Origin of the sequence: Mycobacterium sp. ACS1612 (assembly GCF_001667505.1) — a bacterium.
GTDB lineage: Bacteria > Actinomycetota > Actinomycetes > Mycobacteriales > Mycobacteriaceae > Mycobacterium.
The window spans coordinates 18,288-42,909 of record NZ_LZHZ01000005.1; the positions used below are offsets into that span (position 1 = coordinate 18,288).

General features: G+C 66.6%; 29 protein-coding genes and 1 pseudogene. 14 read left to right on the plus strand and 16 right to left on the minus strand.

All coding sequences use genetic code 11. From position 1 onward, the window contains the following. The first annotated feature begins 4 nt into the window (after window positions 1-4). Window positions 5-1,552: a glycerol kinase GlpK gene (glpK, locus tag A5724_RS02655; RefSeq protein ID WP_197518538.1), complete on the plus strand. Its 1,548-nt coding sequence runs from the start codon at window positions 5-7 to the stop codon at window positions 1,550-1,552. Between the two features lie 4 nt (window positions 1,553-1,556). Here the strand turns inward: glpK and A5724_RS02660 are convergent, their stop codons facing one another. From A5724_RS02660 to A5724_RS02680, 5 genes are all read right to left on the minus strand, one after another. Further along, entirely contained in the window at window positions 1,557-1,781 is a 225-nt protein-coding gene (locus A5724_RS02660; RefSeq protein ID WP_067796215.1) for a hypothetical protein, read from the minus strand. Window positions 1,782-1,933: 152 nt separating this feature from the next. Then, complete coding sequence (locus A5724_RS02665) at window positions 1,934-2,806, minus strand: oxidoreductase (RefSeq protein ID WP_067795797.1); 873 nt, start codon at window positions 2,804-2,806, stop codon at window positions 1,934-1,936. A gap of 54 nt (window positions 2,807-2,860) precedes the next feature. Next, window positions 2,861-3,595: a PadR family transcriptional regulator gene (locus A5724_RS02670; RefSeq protein ID WP_067795800.1), complete on the minus strand. Its 735-nt coding sequence runs from the start codon at window positions 3,593-3,595 to the stop codon at window positions 2,861-2,863. 138 nt (window positions 3,596-3,733) lie between these two features. Next, window positions 3,734-4,108 (minus strand): hypothetical protein, encoded by a 375-nt coding sequence (locus A5724_RS02675; RefSeq protein WP_067795803.1) that lies wholly within the window; start codon window positions 4,106-4,108, stop codon window positions 3,734-3,736. 94 nt (window positions 4,109-4,202) lie between these two features. Then, complete coding sequence (locus A5724_RS02680; protein ID WP_082964815.1) at window positions 4,203-4,730, minus strand: PadR family transcriptional regulator; 528 nt, start codon at window positions 4,728-4,730, stop codon at window positions 4,203-4,205. Between the two features lie 56 nt (window positions 4,731-4,786). Between A5724_RS02680 and A5724_RS02685 the strand changes: the two genes are divergently transcribed. Genes A5724_RS02685 through A5724_RS02695 form a run of 3 tightly spaced genes read left to right on the plus strand, consistent with a single transcriptional unit; the run spans window position 4,787 to window position 7,690 of the window. Further along, complete coding sequence (locus tag A5724_RS02685; RefSeq protein WP_067795811.1) at window positions 4,787-6,118, plus strand: carotenoid oxygenase family protein; 1,332 nt, start codon at window positions 4,787-4,789, stop codon at window positions 6,116-6,118. Between the two features lie 15 nt (window positions 6,119-6,133). Next, entirely contained in the window at window positions 6,134-6,508 is a 375-nt protein-coding gene (locus A5724_RS02690; protein ID WP_067795816.1) for a hypothetical protein, read from the plus strand. Further along, window positions 6,509-7,690, plus strand: coding sequence for a cation:proton antiporter (locus A5724_RS02695; protein ID WP_067795818.1), 1,182 nt, complete (start codon window positions 6,509-6,511; stop codon window positions 7,688-7,690). On the opposite strand, the pseudogene A5724_RS02700 reads toward A5724_RS02695, so the two are convergent. Both A5724_RS02700 and A5724_RS02705 read right to left on the minus strand, forming a co-directional pair. Continuing rightward, a pseudogene (locus tag A5724_RS02700) lies at window positions 7,636-8,602 on the minus strand (AraC family transcriptional regulator). The gene A5724_RS02695 and the pseudogene A5724_RS02700 sit on opposite strands and share 55 nt — an antisense overlap. A gap of 9 nt (window positions 8,603-8,611) precedes the next feature. Beyond that, the gene (locus tag A5724_RS02705) at window positions 8,612-9,244 is read right to left on the minus strand and encodes a TetR/AcrR family transcriptional regulator (RefSeq protein ID WP_067795823.1); all 633 of its coding nucleotides are present in this window, start codon (window positions 9,242-9,244) and stop codon (window positions 8,612-8,614) included. An 89-nt stretch (window positions 9,245-9,333) separates the two neighbouring features. Here A5724_RS02705 and A5724_RS02710 point away from each other — a divergent pair, with 89 nt between their 5' ends. Further along, entirely contained in the window at window positions 9,334-10,002 is a 669-nt protein-coding gene (locus A5724_RS02710; protein WP_067795827.1) for a DUF998 domain-containing protein, read from the plus strand. 68 nt (window positions 10,003-10,070) lie between these two features. Next, complete coding sequence (locus A5724_RS02715; RefSeq protein WP_067795832.1) at window positions 10,071-10,565, plus strand: DUF1772 domain-containing protein; 495 nt, start codon at window positions 10,071-10,073, stop codon at window positions 10,563-10,565. A 6-nt stretch (window positions 10,566-10,571) separates the two neighbouring features. Here A5724_RS02715 and A5724_RS02720 read toward each other — a convergent pair whose 3' ends face one another. Continuing rightward, window positions 10,572-11,423 carry an RDD family protein gene (locus A5724_RS02720; protein WP_067795835.1) on the minus strand — a complete coding sequence of 284 codons (852 nt, stop codon included), beginning with the start codon at window positions 11,421-11,423 and terminating at the stop codon, window positions 10,572-10,574. A gap of 28 nt (window positions 11,424-11,451) precedes the next feature. Between A5724_RS02720 and A5724_RS02725 the strand changes: the two genes are divergently transcribed. Then, complete coding sequence (locus tag A5724_RS02725; protein WP_067795838.1) at window positions 11,452-12,444, plus strand: stage II sporulation protein M; 993 nt, start codon at window positions 11,452-11,454, stop codon at window positions 12,442-12,444. Here A5724_RS02725 and A5724_RS02730 read toward each other — a convergent pair. The 5 genes from A5724_RS02730 to A5724_RS02750 are packed head-to-tail and all read right to left on the minus strand — an operon-like array spanning window position 12,441 to window position 17,721. Beyond that, window positions 12,441-13,763, minus strand: coding sequence for a DUF58 domain-containing protein (locus A5724_RS02730; RefSeq protein ID WP_067795842.1), 1,323 nt, complete (start codon window positions 13,761-13,763; stop codon window positions 12,441-12,443). The genes A5724_RS02725 and A5724_RS02730 overlap by 4 nt on opposite strands. After that, the gene (locus tag A5724_RS02735; RefSeq protein ID WP_067795845.1) at window positions 13,763-14,740 is read right to left on the minus strand and encodes a MoxR family ATPase; all 978 of its coding nucleotides are present in this window, start codon (window positions 14,738-14,740) and stop codon (window positions 13,763-13,765) included. Before A5724_RS02735 ends, A5724_RS02730 begins: the two co-directional genes overlap by 1 nt. Continuing rightward, window positions 14,737-15,888, minus strand: coding sequence for a DUF4350 domain-containing protein (locus tag A5724_RS02740; protein ID WP_067795849.1), 1,152 nt, complete (start codon window positions 15,886-15,888; stop codon window positions 14,737-14,739). Before A5724_RS02740 ends, A5724_RS02735 begins: the two co-directional genes overlap by 4 nt. After that, complete coding sequence (locus tag A5724_RS02745; RefSeq protein WP_067795852.1) at window positions 15,885-16,538, minus strand: DUF4129 domain-containing protein; 654 nt, start codon at window positions 16,536-16,538, stop codon at window positions 15,885-15,887. The genes A5724_RS02740 and A5724_RS02745 overlap by 4 nt, the downstream gene beginning before the upstream one ends. A gap of 1 nt (window position 16,539) precedes the next feature. Further along, window positions 16,540-17,721 carry a glycerophosphoryl diester phosphodiesterase membrane domain-containing protein gene (locus A5724_RS02750; protein ID WP_197518530.1) on the minus strand — a complete coding sequence of 394 codons (1,182 nt, stop codon included), beginning with the start codon at window positions 17,719-17,721 and terminating at the stop codon, window positions 16,540-16,542. Window positions 17,722-17,796: 75 nt separating this feature from the next. On the opposite strand from A5724_RS02750, the gene A5724_RS02755 reads away from it, so the two are divergent. The 4 genes from A5724_RS02755 (at window position 17,797) to A5724_RS02770 (ending at window position 20,937) form a co-directional block, all read left to right on the plus strand. Beyond that, complete coding sequence (locus tag A5724_RS02755) at window positions 17,797-18,471, plus strand: SIMPL domain-containing protein (RefSeq protein WP_067795858.1); 675 nt, start codon at window positions 17,797-17,799, stop codon at window positions 18,469-18,471. Between the two features lie 10 nt (window positions 18,472-18,481). Next, complete coding sequence (locus A5724_RS02760; RefSeq protein ID WP_067795860.1) at window positions 18,482-18,946, plus strand: GatB/YqeY domain-containing protein; 465 nt, start codon at window positions 18,482-18,484, stop codon at window positions 18,944-18,946. A 36-nt stretch (window positions 18,947-18,982) separates the two neighbouring features. Further along, on the plus strand, window positions 18,983-19,969 hold the full coding sequence (locus A5724_RS02765; protein ID WP_067795863.1) for an LLM class F420-dependent oxidoreductase: 987 nt from the start codon (window positions 18,983-18,985) through the stop codon (window positions 19,967-19,969). Window positions 19,970-20,043: 74 nt separating this feature from the next. Next, window positions 20,044-20,937 carry a manganese catalase family protein gene (locus tag A5724_RS02770; protein WP_067795866.1) on the plus strand — a complete coding sequence of 298 codons (894 nt, stop codon included), beginning with the start codon at window positions 20,044-20,046 and terminating at the stop codon, window positions 20,935-20,937. A 45-nt stretch (window positions 20,938-20,982) separates the two neighbouring features. Here the strand turns inward: A5724_RS02770 and A5724_RS02775 are convergent, their stop codons facing one another. Further along, window positions 20,983-21,567 (minus strand): hemerythrin domain-containing protein, encoded by a 585-nt coding sequence (locus A5724_RS02775; RefSeq protein WP_067796220.1) that lies wholly within the window; start codon window positions 21,565-21,567, stop codon window positions 20,983-20,985. A 104-nt stretch (window positions 21,568-21,671) separates the two neighbouring features. Between A5724_RS02775 and A5724_RS34080 the strand changes: the two genes are divergently transcribed. Continuing rightward, window positions 21,672-21,809, plus strand: coding sequence for a hypothetical protein (locus A5724_RS34080; RefSeq protein ID WP_197518531.1), 138 nt, complete (start codon window positions 21,672-21,674; stop codon window positions 21,807-21,809). Here A5724_RS34080 and A5724_RS02780 read toward each other — a convergent pair. Next, window positions 21,806-22,477: a phosphodiesterase gene (locus A5724_RS02780; protein ID WP_067795870.1), complete on the minus strand. Its 672-nt coding sequence runs from the start codon at window positions 22,475-22,477 to the stop codon at window positions 21,806-21,808. The genes A5724_RS34080 and A5724_RS02780 overlap by 4 nt on opposite strands. A gap of 119 nt (window positions 22,478-22,596) precedes the next feature. On the opposite strand from A5724_RS02780, the gene A5724_RS02785 reads away from it, so the two are divergent. Further along, window positions 22,597-23,289 (plus strand): HemK2/MTQ2 family protein methyltransferase, encoded by a 693-nt coding sequence (locus tag A5724_RS02785; protein WP_067796223.1) that lies wholly within the window; start codon window positions 22,597-22,599, stop codon window positions 23,287-23,289. Beyond that, the gene (locus A5724_RS02790; RefSeq protein ID WP_067795873.1) at window positions 23,286-23,504 is read left to right on the plus strand and encodes a CDGSH iron-sulfur domain-containing protein; all 219 of its coding nucleotides are present in this window, start codon (window positions 23,286-23,288) and stop codon (window positions 23,502-23,504) included. Before A5724_RS02785 ends, A5724_RS02790 begins: the two co-directional genes overlap by 4 nt. Here the strand turns inward: A5724_RS02790 and A5724_RS02795 are convergent. Continuing rightward, window positions 23,484-24,500 carry an iron-containing redox enzyme family protein gene (locus A5724_RS02795; RefSeq protein ID WP_067795876.1) on the minus strand — a complete coding sequence of 339 codons (1,017 nt, stop codon included), beginning with the start codon at window positions 24,498-24,500 and terminating at the stop codon, window positions 23,484-23,486. The two genes, A5724_RS02790 and A5724_RS02795, sit on opposite strands and share 21 nt — an antisense overlap. Between the last annotated feature and the right edge of the window lie 122 nt (window positions 24,501-24,622).

The window sequence follows — 24,622 nt, forward strand, 5'->3', positions numbered from 1 at the left end:
GTCGATTGGAGCAGCCGGAGAAGGGAGCGCATGGGTGGCGGAGTTTGTAGCGGCCATTGACCAGGGCACGACCAGCACGCGGTGCATGATTTTCGACCACGACGGCGCCGAGGTCGGCCGCCATCAACTCGAGCACGAGCAGATCCTGCCCAAGGCCGGCTGGGTCGAGCACAACCCGGTGGAGATCTGGGAGCGGACCGCATCGGTGATCCAGTCGGCGCTGAACAAGACGAAGCTGTCCACGACCGATCTGGCCGCCCTCGGCATCACCAACCAGCGGGAGACCGCGCTGGTGTGGAATCGGCGCACAGGACGCCCGTACTACAACGCGATCGTCTGGCAGGACACCCGCACCGATCGCATCGCCTCCGCACTTGACCGCGACGGCCGCGGCGACGTCATCCGACGCAAGGCGGGCCTGCCGCCCGCCACGTACTTCTCGGCGGGCAAGGTGCAGTGGATTCTGGAGAACGTCGACGGTGTGCGTGCCGACGCCGAAAAGGGCGACGCGCTGTTCGGCACGCCCGACAGCTGGGTCCTGTGGAATCTCACCGGAGGGCCTCGCGGCGGCGTGCATGTCACCGACGTGACGAACGCCAGCCGGACCATGCTGATGAATCTGGAGACCCTCGACTGGGACGACGAACTGTTGTCGTTCTTCGGGATTCCGCGTCAGATGCTGCCGGAGATCAAACCGTCGTCATTTCCCGAGTCGTACGGGATCACCCGCGACGACGGGGCGGTGTCGGGGCAGGTGCCGATCACCGGAATCCTCGGCGACCAGCAGGCCGCGATGGTCGGCCAGGTTTGCCTGGACGCCGGTGAAGCCAAGAACACTTACGGCACAGGCAATTTCCTGTTGCTCAACACGGGCGAGAAGATGGTGCGGTCCGAGAACGGTCTGCTGACCACCGTCTGCTACCAGTTCGCCGACGCCAAACCCGTTTACGCACTGGAGGGTTCGATCGCGGTCACGGGTTCGGCGGTGCAGTGGCTGCGCGACCAATTGGGCATCATCAGCGGCGCTGCGCAGAGTGAGGCGCTGGCCCGTCAGGTCGAGGACAACGGCGGGGTGTACTTCGTGCCCGCGTTCTCCGGGCTGTTCGCACCGTACTGGCGGTCGGATGCCCGCGGTGCGATCGTCGGACTGTCTCGGTTCAACACGAACGCCCACCTGGCACGTGCCACGCTGGAGGCCATCTGCTACCAGAGCCGCGACGTGGTCGACGCGATGGAAGCGGATTCCGGTGTGCACCTTGAGGTTTTGAAGGTGGACGGTGGAATCACCGCCAATGACCTGTGCATGCAGATCCAGGCCGACGTGCTCGGCGTCGACGTGGTCAAACCCGTCGTCGCCGAGACGACCGCGCTTGGCGCAGCATATGCCGCTGGCCTCGCCGTCGGATTCTGGGAGAACACAGACGATCTGCGGGCCAATTGGCAAGAGAACGAGCGCTGGTCACCCGCGTGGAGCGAGGACCAGCGCTCGGCCGGTTACGCCGGTTGGCAAAAGGCCGTCCAGCGCACATTGGACTGGGTGGACGTCGACTGAATCGCTAGATGCAGGCGCCGAAGACGCAGACGCCGCCCCACGGTTCCCAACCGCCGTTCCAGCCACCAGGTACGGGATCGCCACGCCAGCCGCGGTCGTCCCAGCCGTGTCCCCAGCCATGGCCGCCATGCCACCCGTGCCCGTTGCCGTACCACGGTCCCGGGTCGGCGCTCGCGACGCCTGCGCCAAGTCCGAGTGCGCTTGCCGCGAGGCCTCCGGTGATTGCCATCGTTGCGAAAAACTTTGCGGGTTTCATTGTTGAGCAACTCCTTCCGCGGTCTCGATCGCTAGATTAGTTAGCTAGCTTAAATATACCCTGTTGCCCATTGTCTGACAAAGCAATTCAGCGCCGCGCAGTGGTTCGGTATTCCCCGGGGTGAGCTACGCCGCATCGTCGAGTTGGGTCCTGGTGTCGTCGTCCAGTTCGATCTCGACGACCGCTGTGTTCTCCTCGAGATGTGCCACCGACGACGTGCCGGGAATCAGCAACACATTGGGCGCCACCGAGAGGGTCCATGCCAGCGCGATCTGCGCCGGGGTGCGGCCCAGCTTGGCCGCCTCGCTCTGCACGGCGGGGTGGCCGAGCACCGGATTGTCGGCAGCAAAGGCGGACCCGAGCGGGAAGAACGGCACGAAGGCGATGCCGCGTTCCAGGCACGCGTCGAGGACAGGCTGCGACGTCCGGTCCATCAGGTTGTAGGCGTTCTGCACGCAGACGATCTCGGTGCGCTCGAGCGCAATCTGCAGGTGCTCGAGGCTGACACTGCTCAACCCGATGCCGCCGATCAGGCCTTCGTCGCGGGCCTTGATCATCGCGGTCAGCTGGGCGTCGAACAGTTCACGGTCGACCGGGCCGATCGAGCCGGCATCGTCGGCGTGGATGCGTAGATTGACCGCGGCGAGGCGGTCGACACCCAGGGTGCGCAGGTTCTCCTCGATGTCAGCGCGCAACTCGTCGGGCTGCTGCGCTGGCAGCCACGCGCCGGTGTCGTCTCGGCGTGCACCGACTTTGCTGATCAACGCGAGATCGGCGGGGTAGGGGTGCAGCGCTTCGCGAATCAGTTGGTTGGCCACATCGGGGCCGTAGAACTGCGCGGTGTCGATGTGGTCGATACCCAACTCGATTGCCCTTCGCAGCACGGCCAGCGCTTGATCGTGGTCGCGCGGCGGCCCGAACACACCGGGGCCGGGTAGCTGCATGGCGCCGAAGCCGACGCGGCCAACTGTGTACGAGCCAATCGAGTAGGTATCCATACGCGAATTGTGGGCGTCGAGGAGCGCTCACCGCTCCCCGACGCGCGCAAACCGCTAATCCTCGCCGAGGATGCCGTAGATCTCGCGGCGGGCGTTGTTCAGGATGTCGACGATCCGCTGTTGCTGCTCTTCGGTGGCGGTGTGCGCCGACTGCGCGGCGGCACCCATCAGCTGACCGATGGCGGCGCGCAGGTTGAGCTGGCCGGGCGCTTCGTCCTTCCAGCCCTCGGCGATCTCCTCCCACGGCGCTGTTTCGATCTTCTCGACCGCGCTGCGACCGTCCTCGGTCAACTCGAAAAGCTTTTTGCTGCCTTCGCTTTCGGTGCTGGCGATCAGACCCTCGTCGACCAGTAGCTGAAGCGTCGGGTAGACCGAACCGGGGCTGGGCCGCCATAGGTTCTGGCTGCGCTCGGCGATCTCCTGGATCATCTCGTAGCCGTGCATCGGCCGTTCGGCGAGCAGCTTCAAGATCGCGGAACGCACGTCGCCGCGCTTCCCGCGACCGCGGCCGCCGCGACCTCGTCCACGGGGACCGCCGGGGCCACCGAAGCCGAAGCCGAAGCCGCCGCGGGGGTCGAAGCCGAACTCGAAGCCGCGGCCGGGGCCAAAGCCGGGTTGACCGAAGCCCGGTCCGCCGTCGTGTTCACGGAGGTGGGCGCGCAGGTTCTCGCGGAGATGGTCGCGGAGCTCGCGACGCGCCTGACGCCGCTGCTGATGGAAGGCGCGCCGATCGCCGGGGCCGAAGCCGAACCCGAAGGGGCCGGGCGGCGGGGTGAAGGGGTTGGTCATGGATTGGTTCCTAACGTTCGAGGAAGAAAGCGCCCCATGCGCTTCCGATACGTTGACGATATATCGGAACCTATCGCGATGCAACGACAACTGGCGCGGTGGTCATGACCTGTGCCACGACCACCGCGCCGGAAGGGGTCAGTACACGGGGTTGAAGAAGTCGACGCCGCCGACCGGGCATTCGACCTTCGCCTTCCACGTGGTCCCGGTCTGGACGCCCGGAAACCAGAGGTTGTAGGACTGGTTGGCCTGCAGATAGAACGGCACCTTGTAGACCGGCAACGGCTTCACGGTGTTCCATCCGAACCACGGCTCTGCGCTGTAGAAGAACAGGCCTTGGCTGCCGGTCGAGTTGACGGTGACCGTGACGCCCAACGCGTCACTGGCCGTGTTCAGTGTGGACGCCGCCTGCGCGGTGCCCGATCCGAACGCCAGCGCCGGTGCCGCGACAGCGGCCGCAACCGCGCCGACCGCGGCGATGACCGACTTCTTGCGATTGAACTGCTTCGTCATGTGCTGCTCCTTCTCACGTGGTCGCGACTCCGGGTGAGCCGCTCTCATCGGTAGGAGCACCGAGCGCTGTGCGCTCTGACACTTTTCGGAAGAGCTATTTCCCCTCGTGCTCGTCGATGGCCTCGACCAGCCAATTCGCCCACTCCGCCTCCATGGCGTTCTTGCGCAGACCCCATTCCAGCGCGGCACGGCCGTAGAACGCCCCCGTGTCGGCGGTCCAATCGATCGAGTCGCGCAGTTCCTCGAGGCGCTTCACTTCGGACTCGGCATGCTCTGCCATGGCCAATACATGCTTGCGGGCCTGCTCGCGGGGCACTTCCCCGAGTAGGAAGACCCGCAACAGGCCGGCGTCGCGAAAGGGCGGATCGTCGTGCGCGTCGGCCACCCATCGCCGCAGTTCGGCGCGGCCGGCATCGGTGATGCGGTACTCCTTGCGGCCGCGCGGGCCGATGTTGGAAATCTCGATCAGCCCAGCGTCAGCGAGCTTGTTCAGCTCTCCGTACAACTGGCTCTGCGTGGCAGGCCACACATTGGCCATCGATTTCTCGAAGTGTTTGAGCAGGTCGTACCCGCTGGCGGGCGCCTGGGCAAGCAGCCCCAACGCTGCGATACGCAAACTCACGAGCAGATCGTACCTCCACTATTGACATGTCACTACCGACATGTCAGATTTGACCTATGACGGACACATCTTCGACCCTGTTCGGCACGGGTGAGTTCTTTCAGCGCGACAACTACGCACCGGTCAGCGACGAACTGACCGAATTCGATCTGCCAGTCGAGGGCGCCATCCCCGCCGAACTCGACGGCTGGTATCTGCGCAACGGACCCAATCCGCGGCAGGCGACGGCGCACTGGTTCACCGGCGACGGCATGATCCACGGCGTGCGCATCGAGGGCGGGCGCGCGGCCTGGTACCGCAACCGCTGGGTGCGCACCGACAGCTTCGTCGAGGATTTCCCGCTCTACAACGCCGACGGCACGCGCAACCTGCGGGCCAGCGTCGCGAACACCCACGTCGTCAACCACGCGGGCAAGACGCTCGCGCTGGTCGAATCTTCGCTGCCATACCAGATCTCCAATGACCTGGAGACGTTGGGCGCCTACGACTTTGGCGGCAAGCTGGTCGATTCGATGACCGCGCATCCGAAGATCTGCCCGACCACCGGCGAGTTGCACTTCTTCGGATACGGCAACATCTTCGCGCCGCACGTCACCTACCACCGGGCGGACGCCAACGGCGAGTTGACGATCAACCGTCCGCTGGACGTGCCGGCGCTGACGATGATGCACGACTTCGCGCTGACCGCCGAGCATGTCGTCTTCATGGACCTGCCGGTGGTGTTCAACCTCGATATCGCGCTCAAGGGCGAAGGCGACATGCCGTACCGGTGGGACGACGACTACGGCGCCCGACTCGGAGTGCTGCGGCGCGACGACCCGTTCGGCGAGGTGCGCTGGTTCGCGATCGACCCGTGCTACGTCTTCCATGTGGCCAATGCCTACGATGACGGCAATTCCATTGTGCTGCAGGCAGTCCGATACCCCGAACTGTGGCGCGACAGCGGCGGTTTCGATGTCGACGGGGTGCTGTGGAGTTGGACGATCGATCTGGGCAGCGGCGCGGTGTCCGAACGCCAACTCGACGAGCGCGCCGTCGAATTCCCCCGCATCGACGACCGGCTCGCTACGCTGCCCGCCCGCTACGCGGTGTCCGTCGGCGACGGCCGCCTGATCCGCTACGACCTGACGTCCGGGGACGCCGTCGAGCACGCGTTCGGCACCGCGCAGTCGCCGGGCGGCCCGGGGGAGGCGGTATTCGTGCCGTCGACGTCAGGACCCGCGGACGAGAGCAGCGGCTGGTATCTGGGCTACGTCTACGACCCGGCCCGCGACTGCAGCGACCTGGTGATCATCGACGCGTCGGACTTCGCCGCCCCACCGGTTGCCAGAATCGCACTGCCCCAGCGAGTTCCATACGGCTTCCACGGAAATTGGATAGCAGGCTGAGTAACGTGTGCGGCCATGGCGGTGAAATGGCTGCGCGAACCTGAGGCGCACGACTACGACGCAGCCGCGGCGTACCTGAGCATGCTCGCGGAGCAGGAGTCGGTGGACAAGACGGTGGCGGCGCTGAAGGCCGCCGACCCGGTGTTCCAGAAGGCCAAAGACATCCTGCGCGCCGCCGGCTTGAAGCTGTTACCCGAAACCAACGCCCACGTGCGGGCGGACCTGGTGAAGATCAGCGACGGCAAGAAGCTGTCGCCGATCCTGCTGGTGCGCGGAAGCGCGGTGGGAGGGTATCCGCTGCAGATCGCCGACGGCTATCACCGAGTCTGCGCCGGCTATCTGACCGACGAGAACACCAACATTCCTTGCCATTTGGTCACTTGGCACTAGATGTCCGGGTTCGGTTTCCCCACGCTGACGCTGATCGCGGTCGTCGGCATGGCAGGCCCTCTGCTGGCCTCCGTGCCGCGATTCAGCATCCCGGTGATCATCGGCGAACTGGTTGCCGGTCTGGTGATCGGCCGCACCGGCTTCGGGCTTGTCGATCACACCGATGCGACGTTCACCCTGCTGGCCAACATCGGCTTCGCGCTGGTGATGTTCGTCGTCGGCACCCATGTCCCGGTGCGCGACGAAACACTGCGGTCCCAGATTCCCAGGGCGTTGCTTCGAGCGGTGGCCGTCGGTACGGTGGCCGCCGTCCTCGGTGTGGTGTTGGCGCGGGTGTTCGGCACGGGACACGCGGCGGTGTACGCGGTGCTGATGGCGTCCTCGTCGGCGGCGCTGGCGCTGCCGGTGATCGATTCGCTACGGCTGAATGGCCCGCCGGTGCTGTCGGTGACCACTCAGATCGCGATCGCCGATGCGGCGTCAATTGTGTTGCTGCCGTTGGTGATCAATCCCGCACAAACAGCGCGGTCCGCTCTCGGCGCCGTCGCGATCGCGGGGTGCGCCGCGGTGGTGTTCGTCGTGTTACGCGCGGCCAACCGGCGTGGCTGGCGCAGGCAACTGCACCACTGGTCGCATAGGCGCAGGCTGGCGCTGGAACTTCGGCTCAGCTTGATCATGTTGTTCGGGCTGTGCGCGCTGGCGATGACCACTCACGTGTCGATCATGTTGGCGGGTTTCGCACTGGGACTGGTGGTCTCGGCAGTCGGCACACCGCGTCGGCTGGCCCGTCAACTATTCGGCATCACCGAAGGATTCTTCGGTCCGCTGTTTTTCGTCTGGCTCGGCGCTTCGCTGCAGGTACGCGAACTCGGTGAACATCCCGGGCTGATCCTGCTCGGCCTCGGCCTCGGTGTCGGCGCCCTGATCGCGCACGGCATAGGCCTGCTGCTCGGTCAGCCGCTGACGCTCGCGGTGTTGTCGGCCGCCCAACTGGGGGTACCGGTTGCCGCTGCGACGCTGGGTACCGAACAACATCTGCTGGGACCGGGTGAGCCGTCGGCGCTGATGCTCGGTGCGCTTGTCACCGTGGCGACCACGTCGCTGGCGGGCACCATGGCGGCGCGCCGTCAACGCGCCGACGATTCCAAAGCATCGCCCGGGTCATCGGCGTCCGCGCGGTAGGTGTTCGGGCTGACGCCGTACGCCCCGTTTGAAGGCGCTGCTCAGCGCGAACGGGGTGCTGTAGCCGACCCGCTTGGCGACCGCCGCAATGGTCGACTCGCTGGTCCGCAGCAGGTCGGCGGCCAGCGCCAGCCGCCAATTGGTCAGGAAGGCGATCGGCGGTTCGCCGAGCTGCTCGGTGAACCTGGCTGCGAAGGCGGCACGCGAGCTGTCGACGGCGGCAGCAAGATTCGCCACCGTCCACGGATAAGCCGGATTGTTGTAGATCAGCTTCAATGCCGGCCCGACTACCGGGTCGTGTTCGGCGTGCCACCACGGCGGCGCGTTGTCGTCGCGGTCGAACCATGTGCGGACCACCCCGATCAACAACAGATCCAGTAGTCGATCGAGATACGCCTCCTGCCCGGGACCTTCGCCGGTCGCTTCGGCGGCGAGCAGCTCGACCAACGGCGTTTCCCATTCGTCGGCGCGCAGCACCAGCACCGTCGGCAGCGCGTCGAGCAGTCGCGTGCTCACCTCGCTGCGGCCCTCGTACGCGCCGATCACCGAGCGCGTCGCACCAGATGCGCTGTTGCCCCAGGTGCGAACGCCAAGCGACATCTCGAATCTCAGATCCTCACCCGAACGCGTGGTGCAGCGTTGTCCCGGGTGGACGACGATCATCGGCGCTGTCGTCGGGTGATCGGCGAACACGTATCGTTCGGTGCCTCGGGTCAGCGCGACGTCGCCGGGGCCCAACCACGCCGTCCCGCCGGCCTCGCCGACGATCACCGCGCGGCCATGGGTCTGGCAGATGACGGTCAGCGGGGCTTCGTCTTCGATGCTCATCGACCACGGCGGATCCATCATCATCCGCAGGACGAATGCGCCTCGCGCGCGCACCCCGTCGAGCAGGCCGACCACGGCGTCCACGCCGGGAGCCTAACGCGCTGTAGGCCGGTACGCGGCGAGAAAGACCCGCACCGCCCTGCGGACGTGGCTGTCGACGTCGACCGAAGCCAGCACCTGCGGTCCGCCGCAGAACAGCGCCTGATCGATGCATCTGCCGACCACCAGGAACGCGAAATGCTCTGCTGCACAATCTGGTTCAGTGACGTGCAGCAACCCGCGCCGGTGCAGGGCGGCGAAGCAGTCGGCGAAGGCGGCCAGCGCTCGGACGGGCGCCTGGTCGTAGTACAGCCGGGCCAACTCCGGCACCCGATTGGCCTCCCCGACCACCAGCCTGCGCAACTGGACCACGGGCTCCTGCAGCACCGCGCGCAGATAGGCCGCAGCCAGCGCGGTCATATCGGCTTCGAGGTCGGTGGTGTCGCCGAGTCCGTGGATCCGCTCGAGGAACGGCGTCACCGTGCTCTGCAACGCGCCGTCCACGATGGCCAGCAGCAGTTCGTGCTTGTCGCCGAAGTGTTTGTACACGGTCTGCTTGGACACCTCGGCCGCGGCCGCGATCTGGTCGACGCTGGTGCCCTGATAGCCGTTGCTCAGGAACAGGTCACGGCCCGCCGCGAGGATGGTCAGGCGTTTCTGTGCCGAGCGTCCGAGCGGTTGCGCCATGACGATTTCCTATCGGTACTGGACAGTCTAGTTCTGAAAGTCCTACAGTACTGGACAGTCTAGTTTGATTCTTGGCCCGGAGGTGTGACATGACGACGACCGACCGCCCGCCGCTGTCGATTCGCGTGACGAAGTCGCTGCTCGGCTACGGCGTCATCGCGGGGCCCATCTACGTGGTGGCGGTCGCATTCCAGATGATCATTCGCGACGGGTTCGACCCGACCAGGCACGCCGCCAGCCAACTCGCCAACGGAGATCTGGGCTGGATTCAGATCGCCACCTTCCTGCTCAGCGGCGCGATGACGGTCGCCGCGGCGGTCGGAGTGCAGCGGGCGATCGGGCCTTGTCGGCTGTCGGCGTGGGCGTCGGGCCTGCTCGGTGCCTACGGGGTGGCGCTGATCGCCGCGGGCATCTTCCGGGCCGATCCGTCCGACGGCTTCCCGCCCGGTACACCCGCAGGCATGGGCGAGGTCAGCTGGCACGGGTTGACGCATCTCGCGGTGGCGAGCGTCGGATTCCTCTGCCTGGTGGTGGCGTGCTTCGTGCTGGCGGCCTGGTTTGCGCGCACTGGTCAGGCGTCGTGGGCGTGGTTCTCCCGGATCACCGGCGTGCTCTTCGGAGCCAGCTTTGTGGCGTTGGCGTCCGGAACGGGCGCAGCGGCAACCATTTTGGCGTTCACCGCGGCCGTCGTGCTGGTGTGGGCGTGGCTGTCCGCGGTATCGGTGCATCTGTACCGACGGACGGGCGCCGCGGCCTAGACGCACGCGTATGCAACCGGGACGGTCAACCATGGAGCGTGCCCAGCCCGGCCGGTTGACTTCAGACCATGAACACCAGCCCTGTCGTCATCCTGACCGCACTCGCCGCGCTTGCGAGCGCCGCCGCAGGCGGAATGATGTACGCGTTCTCCACGTTCGTGATGCGCGGGCTTGACCGCACCGGACCCGTCGACGCCATCACCGCGATGCGCGGCATCAACACCGCGGCCAACGGAAGCGCGGCCTTCCTGCTCGGCTACTTCGGCGCGGCGATGCTGGCCGTCGCGGTCGGCGTCACCGCGGTGGTGCGCCTGACTCAGCCGGGCAGTTGGTGGCTGCTCGTCGGCGCGGTGTTCGGGATCCTCGGAGCAGTCGTCACGATGGTGTTCAACGTTCCGCTCAACAATCACCTCGACACCGTGCACCCCGACGCCCTGTCGCCGGTCGACGCCGCACGCGAGTGGCAGGCGTACTTGTCGACCTGGACCGCTTGGAACCACGTGCGCAGCGCCACCAGCTTCGTCGGCTCCGCGCTGATGCTGGTGGGGTTGACTTACCGCTGAGCCGACCTAGCTCGGCGGCGTGAAACCGCCGGAGTCGGGCGCGGGCGGCGGTGCGGGCGGTTGATATGCGGGCTGAGCAGGCCAGTGCGGCGGCGGCGGTGGCGCCGGTACCTGAAGGCGTGCCAACTCGCGGCGGTGACGCTCGGCCAGCACCGCGGCGAGCACCATCTGCGACGGCACCCCGGGCGGAGGCGGCGGTGAAATCTGCGCCACCACTTCGGCGGTGATCCGGTAGGCGATCTGGTCGCGGATCGCCGGATCCAATTGCGCTGCGCGGGATAGGAATTGCCGCGCCCGCTCGGCCTGCTCGGGTCCGAGGCCGGACAGCTGCAGTGACGACGCCCACCACGCGAGCTGCGGCGGCATCGGCGGCGGTGGGCTCAGCTTCGGGGCGCGTTCGCTGATCACCACGGTGCCTGCGAAGATGTCGCCGATCCGTTTTCCCTTGGGCGACAACAGGCTACAGATCACCGCCGGGCCGCCGACGAGGGTCCAGATTTCGATGAATCCGGCTAAGGCGCGAAATAGGGCCTGGCGGAACCGTTCCGGGCCGCCGTCCTCCGACACCACCCGCAGCCCGAGCGCAATCTTGCCCAACGACCGACCCCGCGTGGCGGTCTCGAAGATCACCGGATATCCGACCAGTGACAACACCGTGAAGATGATTAGGATCGCCGCCGACAGCGCGTCGTCGAACTGGCCCAGCGTGGTGGCCCACAGCAGCACCCCGATGATGTATGCGATGAACACGACGATCAGGTCGATCATCGCCGCCAACGCACGCACCGGCAGTTGGGCGATCTGTACGTCCAGAACCACCGCGTCGCCGGTCACCACGGGTTCTTGCTGGCCGACCATACTTCGCCACGCTACTAGGATTTGCCATATGGATGTCGACGCGTTCGTGCTGGCGCACCGACCGACGTGGGATCGGCTGGAGGTGCTGGTCAAGCGGCGTCGGCGACTGACAGGCGAAGAGATCGACGAACTGGTCGATTTGTACCAGCGGGTGTCCACCCACCTGTCGATGGTGCGCAGCGCATCGACCGATTCGACGCTGATCGGCCGGTTGTCGGGTCTGGTGGCGCAGGCGCGCTCGGCGGTCACTGGTGCGCACGCACCGCTGTGGCGCGAGTTCGTCCGGTTCTGGACGGTGTCGTTCCCAGTGGTCGCGTACCGGTCCTGGCGGTGGTGGGTCGGCACGGCCATCGGGTTTTTCCTCGTCGTCGTGCTGATCGCGCTGTGGTTGTCCGGCAACCACGAAGTGCAGGCCAGCCTCAAAACCCCCAGCGAGATCGAGGAACTGGTCAACCACGACTTCGCGTCCTACTACCGCGAGCATCCCGCCGGATCGTTCGCGCTGCAGGTGTGGATCAACAATTCGTGGGTCACGGCGCAGTGCATCGGATTCGCGATCCTGCTTGGCATTCCGATCCCGTACATCCTGTTCCAGAACGCGGCGAACCTTGGCGTGATCGGCGCGTTCATGTTCGACGCCGGCAAGGGCGATCTCTTCCTCGGCCTGCTCGCGCCGCACGGATTGCTCGAACTGACCGCGGTGTTCCTGGCAGGCGCGGTGGGTATGCGGCTGGGTTGGTCGGTGATCTCGCCGGGGAACCGGCCGCGCGGTCAGGTGCTCGCCGAGCAGGGCCGTGCGGTGGTGTCGGTGGCAGTCGGGCTGGTGGTCGTGCTGCTGGTCTCCGGGCTCATCGAGGCGTTGGTGACACCGTCGCCACTGCCGACGGCCGTTCGCATCAGCATCGGCGTAGCAGCCGAAATCGCTTTTCTCGCTTACGTTTTCCACTTCGGACGCAAAGCGGTGCGGGCAGGCGAAAGCGGCGACATCGAGGATGCACCCGACGTCGTCCCGACCGCCTAGAGCCTACCGCTGGCCTTCATGGCCAGATAGTGATCGGCGAGTTCGGGCGCCAACTCCTCGGGCGGAGCGTCCACCACGTCGACCCCTGAATGCCGCAGTCGCGACGCGATGGCACGCCGGTCGTTGCGTGCCCGTTCCGCCGCCGCGGCGTCGTACACCTGGGCCGCGTCGGCGCGTCCGCCGGCGAGTTGTTCGATCCGCGGATCCGACACCGCTGCGAGTAGCACCTGATGCTTGGCCGACAGTTGCGGCAGCACGGCCATCAAGCCCTCGTCGAGCGCCGTCGCGTTCAAGTCGGTCAGCAGCACCACGAGTGCGCGCCGCCGGATCCGCCGCTGCACTGTGGCCACCATCGCCCGCGCATCGGACTCCACCAGAGCGGGTTCCAGAGGCGCCATGGCGTCGACGAGTTGTGCGAGAAGTTCGGTGCGCGACGCGTTGTACACGCCAGCGCGGGCCACCCGGTCGTGGGCGATGAAGTCGACGTGGTCGCCGGCGCGGGCAGCCAGCGCCGCGAGCAGCAGCGCCGCGTCCATGGACCAGTCCAACCGCGGCCAGCCACCTGGATCGCCGAGGGTGGGATCGACCCCGACGCGGCCCGCCGACGTGCGACCGGTGTCGAGCACGATGACGACTCGGCGGTCGCGCTCCGGCCGCCACGTCCGCACCACCACATCCGCGCGCCGTGCAGTCGCGCGCCAGTCGATGGAGCGGACGTCATCACCGATTACATACTCGCGCAGCGAATCGAATTCGGTGCCCTGGCCGCGGATCAGCACCGGCGTCATGCCTTCCAATTCGCGCAGCTTCGCCAACCGCGAGGGCAGGTGCTTGCGCGAGAGGAACGGAGGCAGGATCCGGATCTGCCACGGCACCCGATGTGATGCCTGACGGCCCGCCAGCCCAAGCGGTCCGATCGAGCGGGCGGTGACCAGCGCGCTGCGCTGATCGCCGCGCCGGACGGGGTGCAACTGTGTGACAAGTCGAATCTGTTGGCCCGCAGGGATATTGACAGCGTGTGTCCGGGGTTCGGCGCGGGCACTGGGGGCCCAGGCGTCGCGGACCTGACCGCGGAAGTGGCTGCTGTTGGGGTTCTCAACGACCAGCACGGCGTCGACGGGCTGACCGAGCCTGGCCGCGGTGTCACCGAGGCGGCTGCAGTTCAGCCTGCGCGGGCTGGCGGCGAGCGCGATGTCGGCGCCGACGACCGCGACCAACGCCGCCAACAGCACGACGAAGGTGAGCGCGGGCGACGGCGAAAACGCGATCGGCAGCACGCAGATGACCGCGATCAGGCCGACGCGGCCGGTCAGCACCACTAGCGTGGCACCGGCACGGCCGCGAGTATGCCGTCGAGCACACCGTCGGCGTTGGCACCCTCCAATTCAGCCTCCGGCCGCAGCGAGACCCGGTGCCGCAGTGTGGGTCTGGCCATCGCCTTGACGTCGTCGGGGGTGACGTAGTTGCGGCCGGACAACCACGCCCACGATCGGGCGGTGGCCAGCAGTGCCGTCGCCCCGCGCGGCGACACGCCCAGTTGCAGCGAGGGCGAATGCCTTGTCGCGCCGGCGATGTCGACGATGTAGCCAAGCACGTCGTCGGCCACCAGCACCGCGCGCACCGCCTCCCGGCCGGCAGCCAGTTCCGCGGCGCCCGCAACGGGTGTCACCGCCGACAGGTTGCGCGGATCGAAGCCGCGGGCGTGCCGGTCCAGGATCGCGATCTCCTGATCGCGCGGCGGCAGTGGCACATTCAGCTTCAGCAGGAACCGGTCCAGTTGCGCCTCGGGCAGTTGGTAGGTGCCTTCGTATTCGATCGGGTTCTGGGTGGCCGCCACGATGAACGGGTCGGGCAGTGGACGGGGTTGGCCTTCGACGCTGACCTGACGCTCCTCCATCGCCTCCAGCAGCGCAGCCTGCGTCTTGGGTGGGGTCCGGTTGATCTCATCGGCCAGCAGCAGGTTGGTGAATACCGGCCCGGAATGGAACTCGAATTCGGCTGTGCGCGCGTCGTATACGAGTGAGCCGGTGACATCACCCGGCATCAGGTCGGGGGTGAACTGGACCCGTTTGAACTCGAGTTGTAGCGCGGCGGCGAGTGTGCGCACGAGCAGGGTCTTGGCCACCCCCGGCACGCCTTCGAGCAGCACGTGGCCGCGACACAGCAGCGCGATCACCAAACCGCTGACCACGGCGTCCTGCCCGACTACCGCCTTGGCGATCTCACCGCGCAAGGCCAGCAGGGCATTTCGTGCCGACTCCGACGTCGCGGTCTTCTGTGCTGTTGGCTGAGTCACGATTGGGCGACCTGCCTTTCGATGTTGTCGAGGTCTCGAGCGAGGTGCACCAGATCGGGGTCGCTGGCGGGCTTAGGGCCGAACAGGATGTGCACCACCGCCTCAGTAGGCAACCCGCATCGCTGCGCGACGGCCGTCACGACTTCGGGAGGCTGCGCGTCGAGACCGAGGCCGACGCGCGGGATCATCCGTTGCAGCGCCGCGGTGCGCAGTGCGTCGGCGGCACGGTCGAGGGCGCGTCGTGAGCGGTACATGCGGCCGCGGCCCTCGACCGTCTCCGAAGCCCTGATCACCACGGGTAATTGTTCGGCCACCAGGGGACCGATGCGGCGACCCTTCCACAGCGCCAGCGCTGCGACCGCCACACACAGCTGCAACACCACCCAATTGACTTGTGCGGGCATCAGATCGGTGAGTCCTGTGCCGCCGCGTGTCTGGGCACCCGCTTCGCTGTGTTGTGGCGCATACCAGATCAGCCGTGGATGTGAGCCTGCCAGATTCATCGCCAGCGCGGCGTTGCCCTGATCGAGCAGGCCACCGTTGGTCATGAACTCGCTGGAGCTGACGACCGTCACCTGGCGTCCGTCGTGGGTGTATCGGACCAGCGCGCCGCCGTAGCAGCGGATTACCGGCACAACGCCTTTCGCTTCGTAACCGTCGGTAAAGCCGAGTTGCACCTCGCCCGCGCGTTGGGCCTCACGCAGGTCGCATCCCGGTTTGGAGTCACCGAACGTGGTGGCCGTACCGAGAGTGATCTCCGGCGCCAGCTTTTCGCGGGTCCGGCCGATTGGTTCGACCAGCAGCCGATCGCCCGGAAGCGCCGCCAGTCGGTTCAGCAGATCTTCGTCGAACAGGTAGAAAGTCTGCGCGATGAGGATCATCGTGTCGGGACGCGCGGCCCGCTCTACCGCCGCGATGTCATCGGCCGCGACGACGTCCACGCCGCGCTCGCCCAGCAGCGTGACGAGCGCCCTGGCACCGTCGGGCGAGGTCGCATCCGGGTCCATCGGCCCACCGGGCCGGGGCGCGGTCAGATATGCGCTCAGCACTGCCACGCCGACGATCACAGCCAACGCCAACAACACCCACCTGGCGCTGCGCCAGCGCTGCCCGATGGTGGGCCCGACGGCTGTGACGGTGGAGGTCATCGCACCTCTGCCCAGTCGCCGGGAGTTGCAGGAGCCGCATCACCGGGGGCCACCGCAGACGTGCGCGACCGAAGGTGGTCGTCGAGGTCGGCCACCATGCGGTATGCGGCTTCTGTGCCCGGCTGTTCACCGTAGGTGACATCGTTGAAAGTCTCAGCAGCCCTGCGCAATTCGCTGGCGAGCGGCGGGATCGCGCGGCCGGCGTCTCGCGCCAGTTCGGTCGCGGTGCGGCCGGGGACCGGGTCCAGCACCGAACTCTCCTCGAGTTGACGCGCGACGGCTCGGAGCCGGTGTCTGATCGCGGCGGACCAATCACCGCTTGCCGCATACTGTTCGGCGGTGGCACGGTGTTCGGCCGCGCTGAGTTCATGCTCGCCGAACAGGGCGGGCTCGCCGCCACGGTTGGTGCGCATGGTCCGCCGGGCGATCCGGATCGCCACCGCGATCGCGGTCACCAGCAAGATCACGAGCACACTGATGGTCACCCAACCGCCCGGCACCGACGCGCTCGCGTCTGCCAGCCGGTACAGTAGTTCCTCGATCCACTTCATCAGACGGTCGGTCAGCGATGGCTTGGGATAGATCGGCTTCGAGAGTTCACGCTGCGCCGCATCGTGCGCGGCGTCCCGGTCGATGTCTATCGTCGGCACGTCAGGGTTGGCGGGTCAGCCAGAGGTGGTCGGTGGAATCAGCAGGGGCGCCCGGTCCGTACGCGGCGCCGGTTTGCAGGACGAGGTCGAATGCCTCTGCGCGGATCCGGCGATCCGTGTAGAGCAGCACCACCACACCCGCTGAGAACGGCGCGGTGATGATCTGACTGATCGCACTGCCGATGGACAGCAGCACGAGCGCGAGCATCAACGCCAGCGTGGACGACGCCGCAGTCAGCACGAGTTGCCCACCGAAGCTGAATGGGATGGAGACCGCGCCGGCGATCAGTGCGGCCACGATTCCGGCGAGCAACCAGATGCCGAACACCCGCCAGAAGTCGCCGCGGATCAACTTGAACGAGCGCGACATCGCCGCGACGATCGGTAGTCGCTCCAGCACGATGAGGACAGGCGCGAAGCTGAGGATGGTCACCAGATAGATCAGCCCGAGGATTGCCACCAGCCCCAACGGCACGCCCACCACTGCGGCTGCGACGCCGCCGACGGCCATCGCCACACCGGCGATGATGAGCGCCACCACCCCGATCAGCACGACGGCGCCAATGATCTCCAGCAACGTGAAGCCGATCAACGCCCACAGCCGCGGGCGCAGCCGCCGCCACGCCTCACCGACGTTGATGCGCGCCCCGAACACGGCCCTGCCGACGACCACGGTCAGCATGCCGTTCAACAGAATCGACGACAGCCAGGTGGCCGCCGCGCCGGCAAGGCTGGACAACGACGATCCGAGCAGTATGCCCGTCGGCACCTCTTCACCGGCGATCGTTGGCGCGAGCTGACCGGCGGCGGCAAGCGGACCCAACGACAACACGAGCGCTAGGAGCTGAGCGGCTACCACGACGACCGTTGTGAGTCCCAGTGTCGCTTTGGGATTCGCGCGGATGTAGGCGACCGCGCCGTTGAAGATGTCGGAGAGCGTCAACGGCCGCAGCGGAATGACACCCGGTTTGAGCGCCAGCGGGGGGCTGTATCCGGGATACCCCGGCGGTGGCCCCCCGTAGCCAGCGGGCGGATAGCCAGGGGGTGGGTAACTGCCGGGCGGGGGATAGCCCTGGTAGGGCGGCGTCGGATAACCCGGGTAACCCGGGGGCGGGTAGCCGGGAGGGGGATAGCCCGGCGGCGGCGGACTTGCTGGGGGAAACCCGCCGGCGTCGTTGCTCATGATCACCATCCTGTCGATGACTCTGCGAATTGACAACGTGGTCGGGCCGCGCGTGCCGGCCGCTACCGTGACGACATGCCGACTGAGATCACCGTGCGCGGTTCCTTCTCCGCCTTCGAGCGGCCTGAACGCGGCACCGTGCACGCCACGATCGGTTACGAGGGCGCGGCGATGGAACCGGTGTACGGCCGCGTCGCGCGTGATCTGGACGCCGTCAAAGTGTCCGTGGCCGCGCTGGCCGACGACGGTTCGGTGACGTGGTGGTCGGCGGACCAACTGCGCACCTGGTCGCAGCGGCCTTGGAACAAGGACGGCAAGCAGCCGCCGCTGGTGCACCACGCCAGCGTCGACGTGGAGGTGAAGTTCCGAGACTTCGGCGCGCTGTCTGCCTGGGTGAGCAGGCAGGTAGCGGATGTCGAAGGGTTCCGCGTCGCGCGGGTCGAGTGGGCGCTCACCGAGAAGCGTCGCGAAGCACTGGCCAAGGAAGTACGCACCCGCGCGGTGCGAGACGCGGTCACCCGTGCGCAGGCGTACGCCGACGCGCTGAGTCTGGGCGCGATCAGGCCCGTCGCCGTCGCCGACGCCGGGATGCTCGGTGCGCGACCCGAAACCGGTCCCGCCGCCGCGTACATGCGTGCCGCGGCCGTCGGCGGTACGTCCGACGTCGAACTGGTGCCGGAGCACATCGAAGTGTCGGCACAGGTCGACGCGCGGTTCCTTGCCGGCGCCGAATCAGCGCCCCCGGCGTAGCGTTTGCGCCATGGCGGAACTCAAAGACCGGCTGCGCGCCGACCTGACCAGCGCGATGAAGTCGCAGGACAAGCTGCGCACCGCGACGTTGCGGATGCTGCTGGCGGCGATCCAGAAGGAAGAGGTGGCCGGTGACGCGCAGCGCGAATTGTCCGACGCCGACGTGATCAGAGTGCTGCAGCGCGAAGCCAAGAAGCGCAGCGAGGCGGCCGAGATCTACACGCAGAACGGTCGCGGTGAGCTCGCCGCCAACGAGCACGCAGAGGCGCGCGTCATCGACGAGTATCTGCCCACCCAGCTCACCGAAGCCGAACTGGCCGATGTCGCCGACACCGCGATCGCCCAAGTCGCCGAGGCGATCGGTGAGCGGCCGGGCGTGCGGCAGATGGGTCAGGTGATGAAGGCCGCAACCGCCATCGCCGCAGGAAAAGCCGACGGTGCCAGGCTGTCGGCGGCCGTCAAGGCCAGGCTGTAGTCGTTTCGTGATCGGGGGCTCGGGTATCCGAGTGCCATGACGCGGTTTGGCTACACCCTGATGACAGAACAGAGCGGACCTAAAGAGCTTGTCCGGTACGCCGTTTCGGCGGAACGCGCGGGCTTCGACTTCGAGGTGTCCAGCGATCACTACTTCCCGTGGCTGGCGTCGCAGGGGCATGCGCCGTACGCCTGGTCGGTACTCGGCGCCGTCGCCCAGCTCACCGAACGCGTGGAGCTGTTCACGTACGTGACGTGCCCGACGATGCGTTACCACCCGGCCGTCGTCGCGCAGAAGGCCGCCACGTTGCAGATCCTTGCCGACGGCCGATTCACCCTCGGCCTCGGCAGCGGCGAGAACCTCAACGAACATGTCGTCGGCGGGCGATGGCCGACGGTGTCGCGTCGTCAGCTGATGCTCAAAGAAGCCATCCAGATCATCCGTGAGTTGTTCACCGGCGAGCTGATCGACTGGAAAGGCGAGTATTTCGAGGTGGATTCGGCGCGGATCTGGGACCTCCCGGACATTCCCGTCACAATCGCCACCGCGGTGTCGGGTGAACGTTCGGTGGAGATGTTCGCGCCGCTTTCCGACCATTTGATCGCCGTCGAACCGAACAAAGACCTCGTTGACGAATGGCACAACGCGCGGCGCGCGACCGGGCTGCCGGGCGACGTCAGGGTGATCGGGCAGATACCGATCTGCTGGGACCCCGACCGCGACCGCGCGGTACAGCGGGCGCACGACCAGTTCCGCTGGTTCGGCGGCGGGTGGGCCGTCAACGCTGATCTGCCGACCACGGCGGGTTTCGAGGGTGCCACCCAGTTCGTCAAGCCGGAGGATGTCGCCGAATCCATCCCGTGCGGGCCGGATCTGGACGCCATCGTGGACGCGGTGCGCAAGTACTGGGAGGCCGGTTTCACAGACATCGCGCTCGTGCAGATCGGCGACGACGGCCAGGAGTTGTTCTTGAAGGAGGCGGCGGGCGCACTGCTCGAAAAACTTCGGACCGCAGCGGCCTGAACGCCGTTTGGTGCACCCTTTCCCGGGTATTCGGCGGCGACCTGCCCACATCATCGACAGCCCGGGAGGCGCCAATGTTCATCCACAACAAAGACCTTCAATTCGAGGTGCGCGTCAGCGAACCCGATCCGCGATTCGCCACTCTGCTGCAGGAACAGTTCGGCGGTGCCAACGGTGAATTGAAGGCGGCGATGCAGTACTTCACGCAGGCGTTCGTGCTGCGGCAGAAGAACCCGAAGATGTACGACCTGTTCATGGACATCGCCACCGAGGAGTTCAGCCACCTCGAGATGGTCGGGTCGATGATCACCATGCTGCTAGACGGTCTCAACGACGACCTGAAGATGGCCAACGAGCGGTGCGATTGGATGCCCGCGGTCGCCAGCCGTGACGGCCGCGACGCCATCATCCACAGCGTCGCAGTGAACCCGCTGTACTTTGCCCTGAGCGGCGGCGGCCCCGACGTCAAGGACTCCGCGGGCGTGCCGTGGCAGGGCACGTTCGTCAACGCGAACGGCGATCCGACGGTGGACCTGCGGAGCAATCTCGCGGCTGAGTCTCGCGCGAAGATCGTCTACGAATACCTCAAGCAATTCACCGACGACCCCGGCGTTCAAGACACGCTGACGTTCCTGATGACGCGGGAAGTCGCGCATTACCAACAGTTCACGGCGGCGTTGAACGAACTGCCGGTGAACTTCCCACCCGGTCAACTCGCCGGGGACGACCGCTTCCAGAATGTCGCGTTCAACATGTCCAACGGGGACGGGTCGGTGCGCGGACCGTGGAACGAGGGTCAGGGACCGTGGCCCGAGGGCATGGAGTGGGAGTACGTCGAAAAGCCCGAGCAGCAATGGCTCGGCGGCACCAAGCGGCAGAACAGAGGTGCCGAACTCAGCCCGGAGGGACAGCCCGCGGTGCAGAGCGAAAAGCCGTTCACGCACGAACAACGCACGCCCACAGACTGATTCGGACATGAGCGAGGGCCGGCCTCGAGCCGGCTCTCGTCGCGTTCAGTGCTGTTGCGGGTCCGGAGGGTTCTTATCGGCGCGGCCGCTGGCGGCGTCACGCAGATGGTCCGTCATCGCGGCGACCGTTCCCATGGTCTTCTGCACGGTCGCGTTGGGAACAGTGTCGGGATGCGGCCGGGTGGGGGCGATCTTCTTGGCCGTCTCGAGCTTTTCACCCAGCTTCTCGCGGTCCTCGCGGCTGACCGCGGCCTCGAACGCGGGCCACACGACATCCTGCTCGTATTTGATGTGGTCGCGAGCCGCCTTGACGAAATCTTGAAGTGCCTGTTGATATTCCAGGTCACCGGGTTTGCCGTCTTCGAGCGCCTGAAGCAGCTTCTTGCCCGCCTGCTCCTGAGTCAACGCGACGTCGGCGAGTTCGTCACCGCCCTCGACGGCGTCACGGACCGCGGGCCAGAAGAACTGCTCCTCGACGGCCTCGTGCTGGGATTCCGCGATGATCAAATTGGTCACCATTGTGGCCAGCCCGCTGGCGTCGGCACCGGAACCGGATGGCGCGCCGTCGAGCACCTCCAACATGCCGAGCACGCTTTTGTGGTCGTCACGAAGGAACGCCAAAGCATCCATAGTGTTCGCCTTTCGCCGATGTGACAGTTCGCAGCGCATACCCGGGCCGGACAGGTTGAAACGAATCGTCAACGGGTAGTTCAGCGTGAGACGAAAGGATTGTGATGCCACGCGGCAAAGGGATATACGACGAGGAAAAGACCGTCGATGAGACCGGCACGACCAGCGACGCGGGCGATGCCGACACCACCGACGAGAACACGCCTGACGTCGCAGACACCGATCAGGAGCCGACGGGTTAGTCGGCCTCTCGGCCTTGCCGGCTACGCCGATACGCCGCACGCCGGAAGTCGGCGAGCCAGCTCGGGGCCAACTGCACGTCTTCGTCGCTGTGCAGAACGGGGTCGAAAGCGATGTCGTCGTTGCTCGGGTCGAGGTGACGCAAACTCAACCGGGCCAGCGGCGAGAAACCGCCGAACCCGCGGGCCTGTTCGATGTCGAATTCGATTTCCCCGGAGTCGATTTGGTTCCTGATGGTGTCCAGCGACAAGCCCGGTTCGTCGATCTTGGTCACCAGCCGGGCGCGGATCCACCACACGCCACCATCGAAACGGAGCGGCATCAGGCTGGAGAACGTCGTGCGGGACCACGACCGGGTAGGCGCCAACAGGACTCTGCTGTTGGCGACCGTCGAGGCCAGCAGAACATCCCACGGCACACACGACCGCAGATCCTGCGGCGGCGGGATGCGCCATGCCAACCCGGCGACGTCGGCCATGGCGCCAGGCAGTCCGACCCCCTTCGAGACGCGGGCGATCACGTCACAGGACTGCATCGGCAGGCCGTGGTCGGGCGGCGCGAGCCGGTCGAGGAATCCCGTAGCGAGCACACCGCTCGGATGGAACAGGCGGCGATGGCGGGCTGCCGAGCCGAGCCGGATCGGCAACGCGACGATGTCTGAAGCGTGCACGGCACTGGGATGCCCTGAAGACCGCAGCGCAAAACGTGACTACGCGTTTAACCCCGGCGATACCGGGCATTAATGAGGCAGCGCGAGTCGCGCAAGCTAACCCTGTCGAAAGGCCGATGTTGACCACCGCATACACCGACCTGGATGTGCCAGCCGTGACCGAAGGCGTGTATACGCCACAAGAGGACTCGCAGCTGCTCATCGATGTGATGGAGAAAACCGGTCTGGCCCGCGGTCACCGCGTCGCCGACCTCTGCACCGGCAGCGGGGTGGCGGCGATCGCCGCTTACGAGCAGGGTGCTACTGAAGTCAGCGCTTTCGACATCTGCCCGCGAGCCGTCCAGTGCGCGAGAACCAACGCCGCAACTGCGGGCGTCGACGTCGCGGTGCATCTCGGGTCATGGGCACGCGCAGCCGAATTCGGGCCCTACGACCTGGTGGTGTGCAACCCGCCCTACGTGCCGCACGACCCTGGCGTCGACGGCACGTGGTTGCCCTCGCAGGTCGGACCGTCCCGGGCGTGGGACGCCGGGTACAACGGACGTCTGGTGCTCGATCCGTTGTGCACCACGGCGACACAGCTACTCGCGCCCGGCGGCACCCTGTTGCTGGTGCAATCCGAGTTCGCCGATCCGCGGGAAACGTTGGCGCAGCTGGCCGGCGCCGGTCTCGACGCAGAAATCATTGCCTGGCAATGGATTCCGTTTGGACCGGTGCTGAGTTCGCGGGCCGAATGGCTCGAGGAGACGGGCAGGCTTCAGCCGGGCCGCCGAGAGGAAGAGCTGCTGGTGATCAGGGCGGACAAGCCGTGAGCGACGAGCAAGCCCGCGTCGTCCGGGTGGTGCCGTCCGGACCGGTGATGGTGCAGGGCCCGGTGAAAATCGAGATGGCCGACGGCAGTGTGGTGGAATCCGACCGGTTCATGGTCGCGATCTGCACCTGCCGCCGCAGCAAGGATTATCCGTTGTGCGACACCAGCCACCGCTGCCGGATGCGACCGAAGCGGTCAGCCAAGCGGCCGGCGTAGCGACGACTGGCCTGCTCGCCAGCACCGCATAACGTGGTCGGCGAGTCGGTCCTCCACCACGTCGCGAGCCTTGATGCCGAATACCACGTCGCGCTCCAGATATGGCTCGCGCGCAATGAGATCCCCGACGACGTCCGCTCGGACCACCTGTTCGTGGACCGCATCGGCGACCACGTGCTCGCGGTAGAACCGAATGCACGGTTCGGGCGCGCCCATCCGTTCCAGTGCGTCGACCAGTCGGCGCGAACCCGGTGACGAGGTGATCTCCGTCGACGCGAAATGCCCGATGGCCGCGCCGCGGAACTCGCGGTGCAAACCGAACAACGACATCAGGTTGACCGATGCCAGCGCGTCTGCGGGCACGTCGTTGAAGTACGCCAGGTACGTGGCGTCGAGGTCGGCGGCCTCCATCAGATCGGAGTAGAGCTGCTGATGCACCAAATGCCCTCTGCCGCCGCCATATTCGTCGAACTCGACGGCGACGAACGAGGCCTTGGCCTGGCCCATCAGCCGTGGGATCGCGAAGGCGTGCGGGTCGGCCTCCTTGAGGTGGTACAGCGAGCGGTGCACGAAGTACTCGCGCATCTGATCCCAGGTGCCGGTATCGCGCAGATAGTACGAGGGGCCGGTGCCGTCGACGGGCTCGATTGAAAGAGCGTCCATCGCATCGGCCGCGGTCTCGTCTTGCGTGATCTCGCCGACGTCCTGGCGGACCGCGTCTAGGAAGACGTCTTCGAGTCGGCCGCGGGCACGCAGCAGCGACGGATTCCATTCCCATCGAGGGTTGACGTTGTCGAATCCGCGGTAGTGCAGCTCGTAGCAGATGTAGAGCGCGACCTGCAGGTCGAGGCCGTACGGGTCCGCCTCGTAGAGAGGGATGTCGATGGGGCGGTCGTGAAGGGCGGGCCGCCCACGCAAGGCCTCGATGATGGCAGCGGACAGCGGTCCGACCGCCTGGGGCAGGGTGGGTTCGACAGACGTCGACGGCAAAGTCACGTCCGATGTAATTCCCAAGCAGGGTTAAAGCCAAACTTGGAGTTAGCTGTATGTGGCCCTTGCGCGCCTCGTCTCGGCGGGGCCAGTTTAGTTCTACTGTTGGCTGGGAAGTCGACTCCCAG

Coding starts and splice junctions, on each gene's coding strand:
- A5724_RS02660 (WP_067796215.1), bottom strand. CDS start 1,781: ATGGCAATCACCGGAGGCCTCGCGGCAAGCGCACTCGGACTTGGCGCA.
- A5724_RS02665 (WP_067795797.1), bottom strand. CDS start 2,806: ATGGATACCTACTCGATTGGCTCGTACACAGTTGGCCGCGTCGGCTTC.
- A5724_RS02670 (WP_067795800.1), bottom strand. CDS start 3,595: ATGACCAACCCCTTCACCCCGCCGCCCGGCCCCTTCGGGTTCGGCTTC.
- A5724_RS02675 (WP_067795803.1), bottom strand. CDS start 4,108: ATGACGAAGCAGTTCAATCGCAAGAAGTCGGTCATCGCCGCGGTCGGC.
- A5724_RS02685 (WP_067795811.1), top strand. CDS start 4,787: ATGACGGACACATCTTCGACCCTGTTCGGCACGGGTGAGTTCTTTCAG.
- A5724_RS02690 (WP_067795816.1), top strand. CDS start 6,134: ATGGCGGTGAAATGGCTGCGCGAACCTGAGGCGCACGACTACGACGCA.
- A5724_RS02695 (WP_067795818.1), top strand. CDS start 6,509: ATGTCCGGGTTCGGTTTCCCCACGCTGACGCTGATCGCGGTCGTCGGC.
- A5724_RS02705 (WP_067795823.1), bottom strand. CDS start 9,244: ATGGCGCAACCGCTCGGACGCTCGGCACAGAAACGCCTGACCATCCTC.
- A5724_RS02710 (WP_067795827.1), top strand. CDS start 9,334: ATGACGACGACCGACCGCCCGCCGCTGTCGATTCGCGTGACGAAGTCG.
- A5724_RS02715 (WP_067795832.1), top strand. CDS start 10,071: ATGAACACCAGCCCTGTCGTCATCCTGACCGCACTCGCCGCGCTTGCG.
- A5724_RS02720 (WP_067795835.1), bottom strand. CDS start 11,423: ATGGTCGGCCAGCAAGAACCCGTGGTGACCGGCGACGCGGTGGTTCTG.
- A5724_RS02725 (WP_067795838.1), top strand. CDS start 11,452: ATGGATGTCGACGCGTTCGTGCTGGCGCACCGACCGACGTGGGATCGG.
- A5724_RS02740 (WP_067795849.1), bottom strand. CDS start 15,888: ATGACCTCCACCGTCACAGCCGTCGGGCCCACCATCGGGCAGCGCTGG.
- A5724_RS02750 (WP_197518530.1), bottom strand. CDS start 17,721: ATGAGCAACGACGCCGGCGGGTTTCCCCCAGCAAGTCCGCCGCCGCCG.
- A5724_RS02755 (WP_067795858.1), top strand. CDS start 17,797: ATGCCGACTGAGATCACCGTGCGCGGTTCCTTCTCCGCCTTCGAGCGG.
- A5724_RS02760 (WP_067795860.1), top strand. CDS start 18,482: ATGGCGGAACTCAAAGACCGGCTGCGCGCCGACCTGACCAGCGCGATG.
- A5724_RS02765 (WP_067795863.1), top strand. CDS start 18,983: ATGACGCGGTTTGGCTACACCCTGATGACAGAACAGAGCGGACCTAAA.
- A5724_RS02770 (WP_067795866.1), top strand. CDS start 20,044: ATGTTCATCCACAACAAAGACCTTCAATTCGAGGTGCGCGTCAGCGAA.
- A5724_RS02775 (WP_067796220.1), bottom strand. CDS start 21,567: ATGGATGCTTTGGCGTTCCTTCGTGACGACCACAAAAGCGTGCTCGGC.
- A5724_RS34080 (WP_197518531.1), top strand. CDS start 21,672: ATGCCACGCGGCAAAGGGATATACGACGAGGAAAAGACCGTCGATGAG.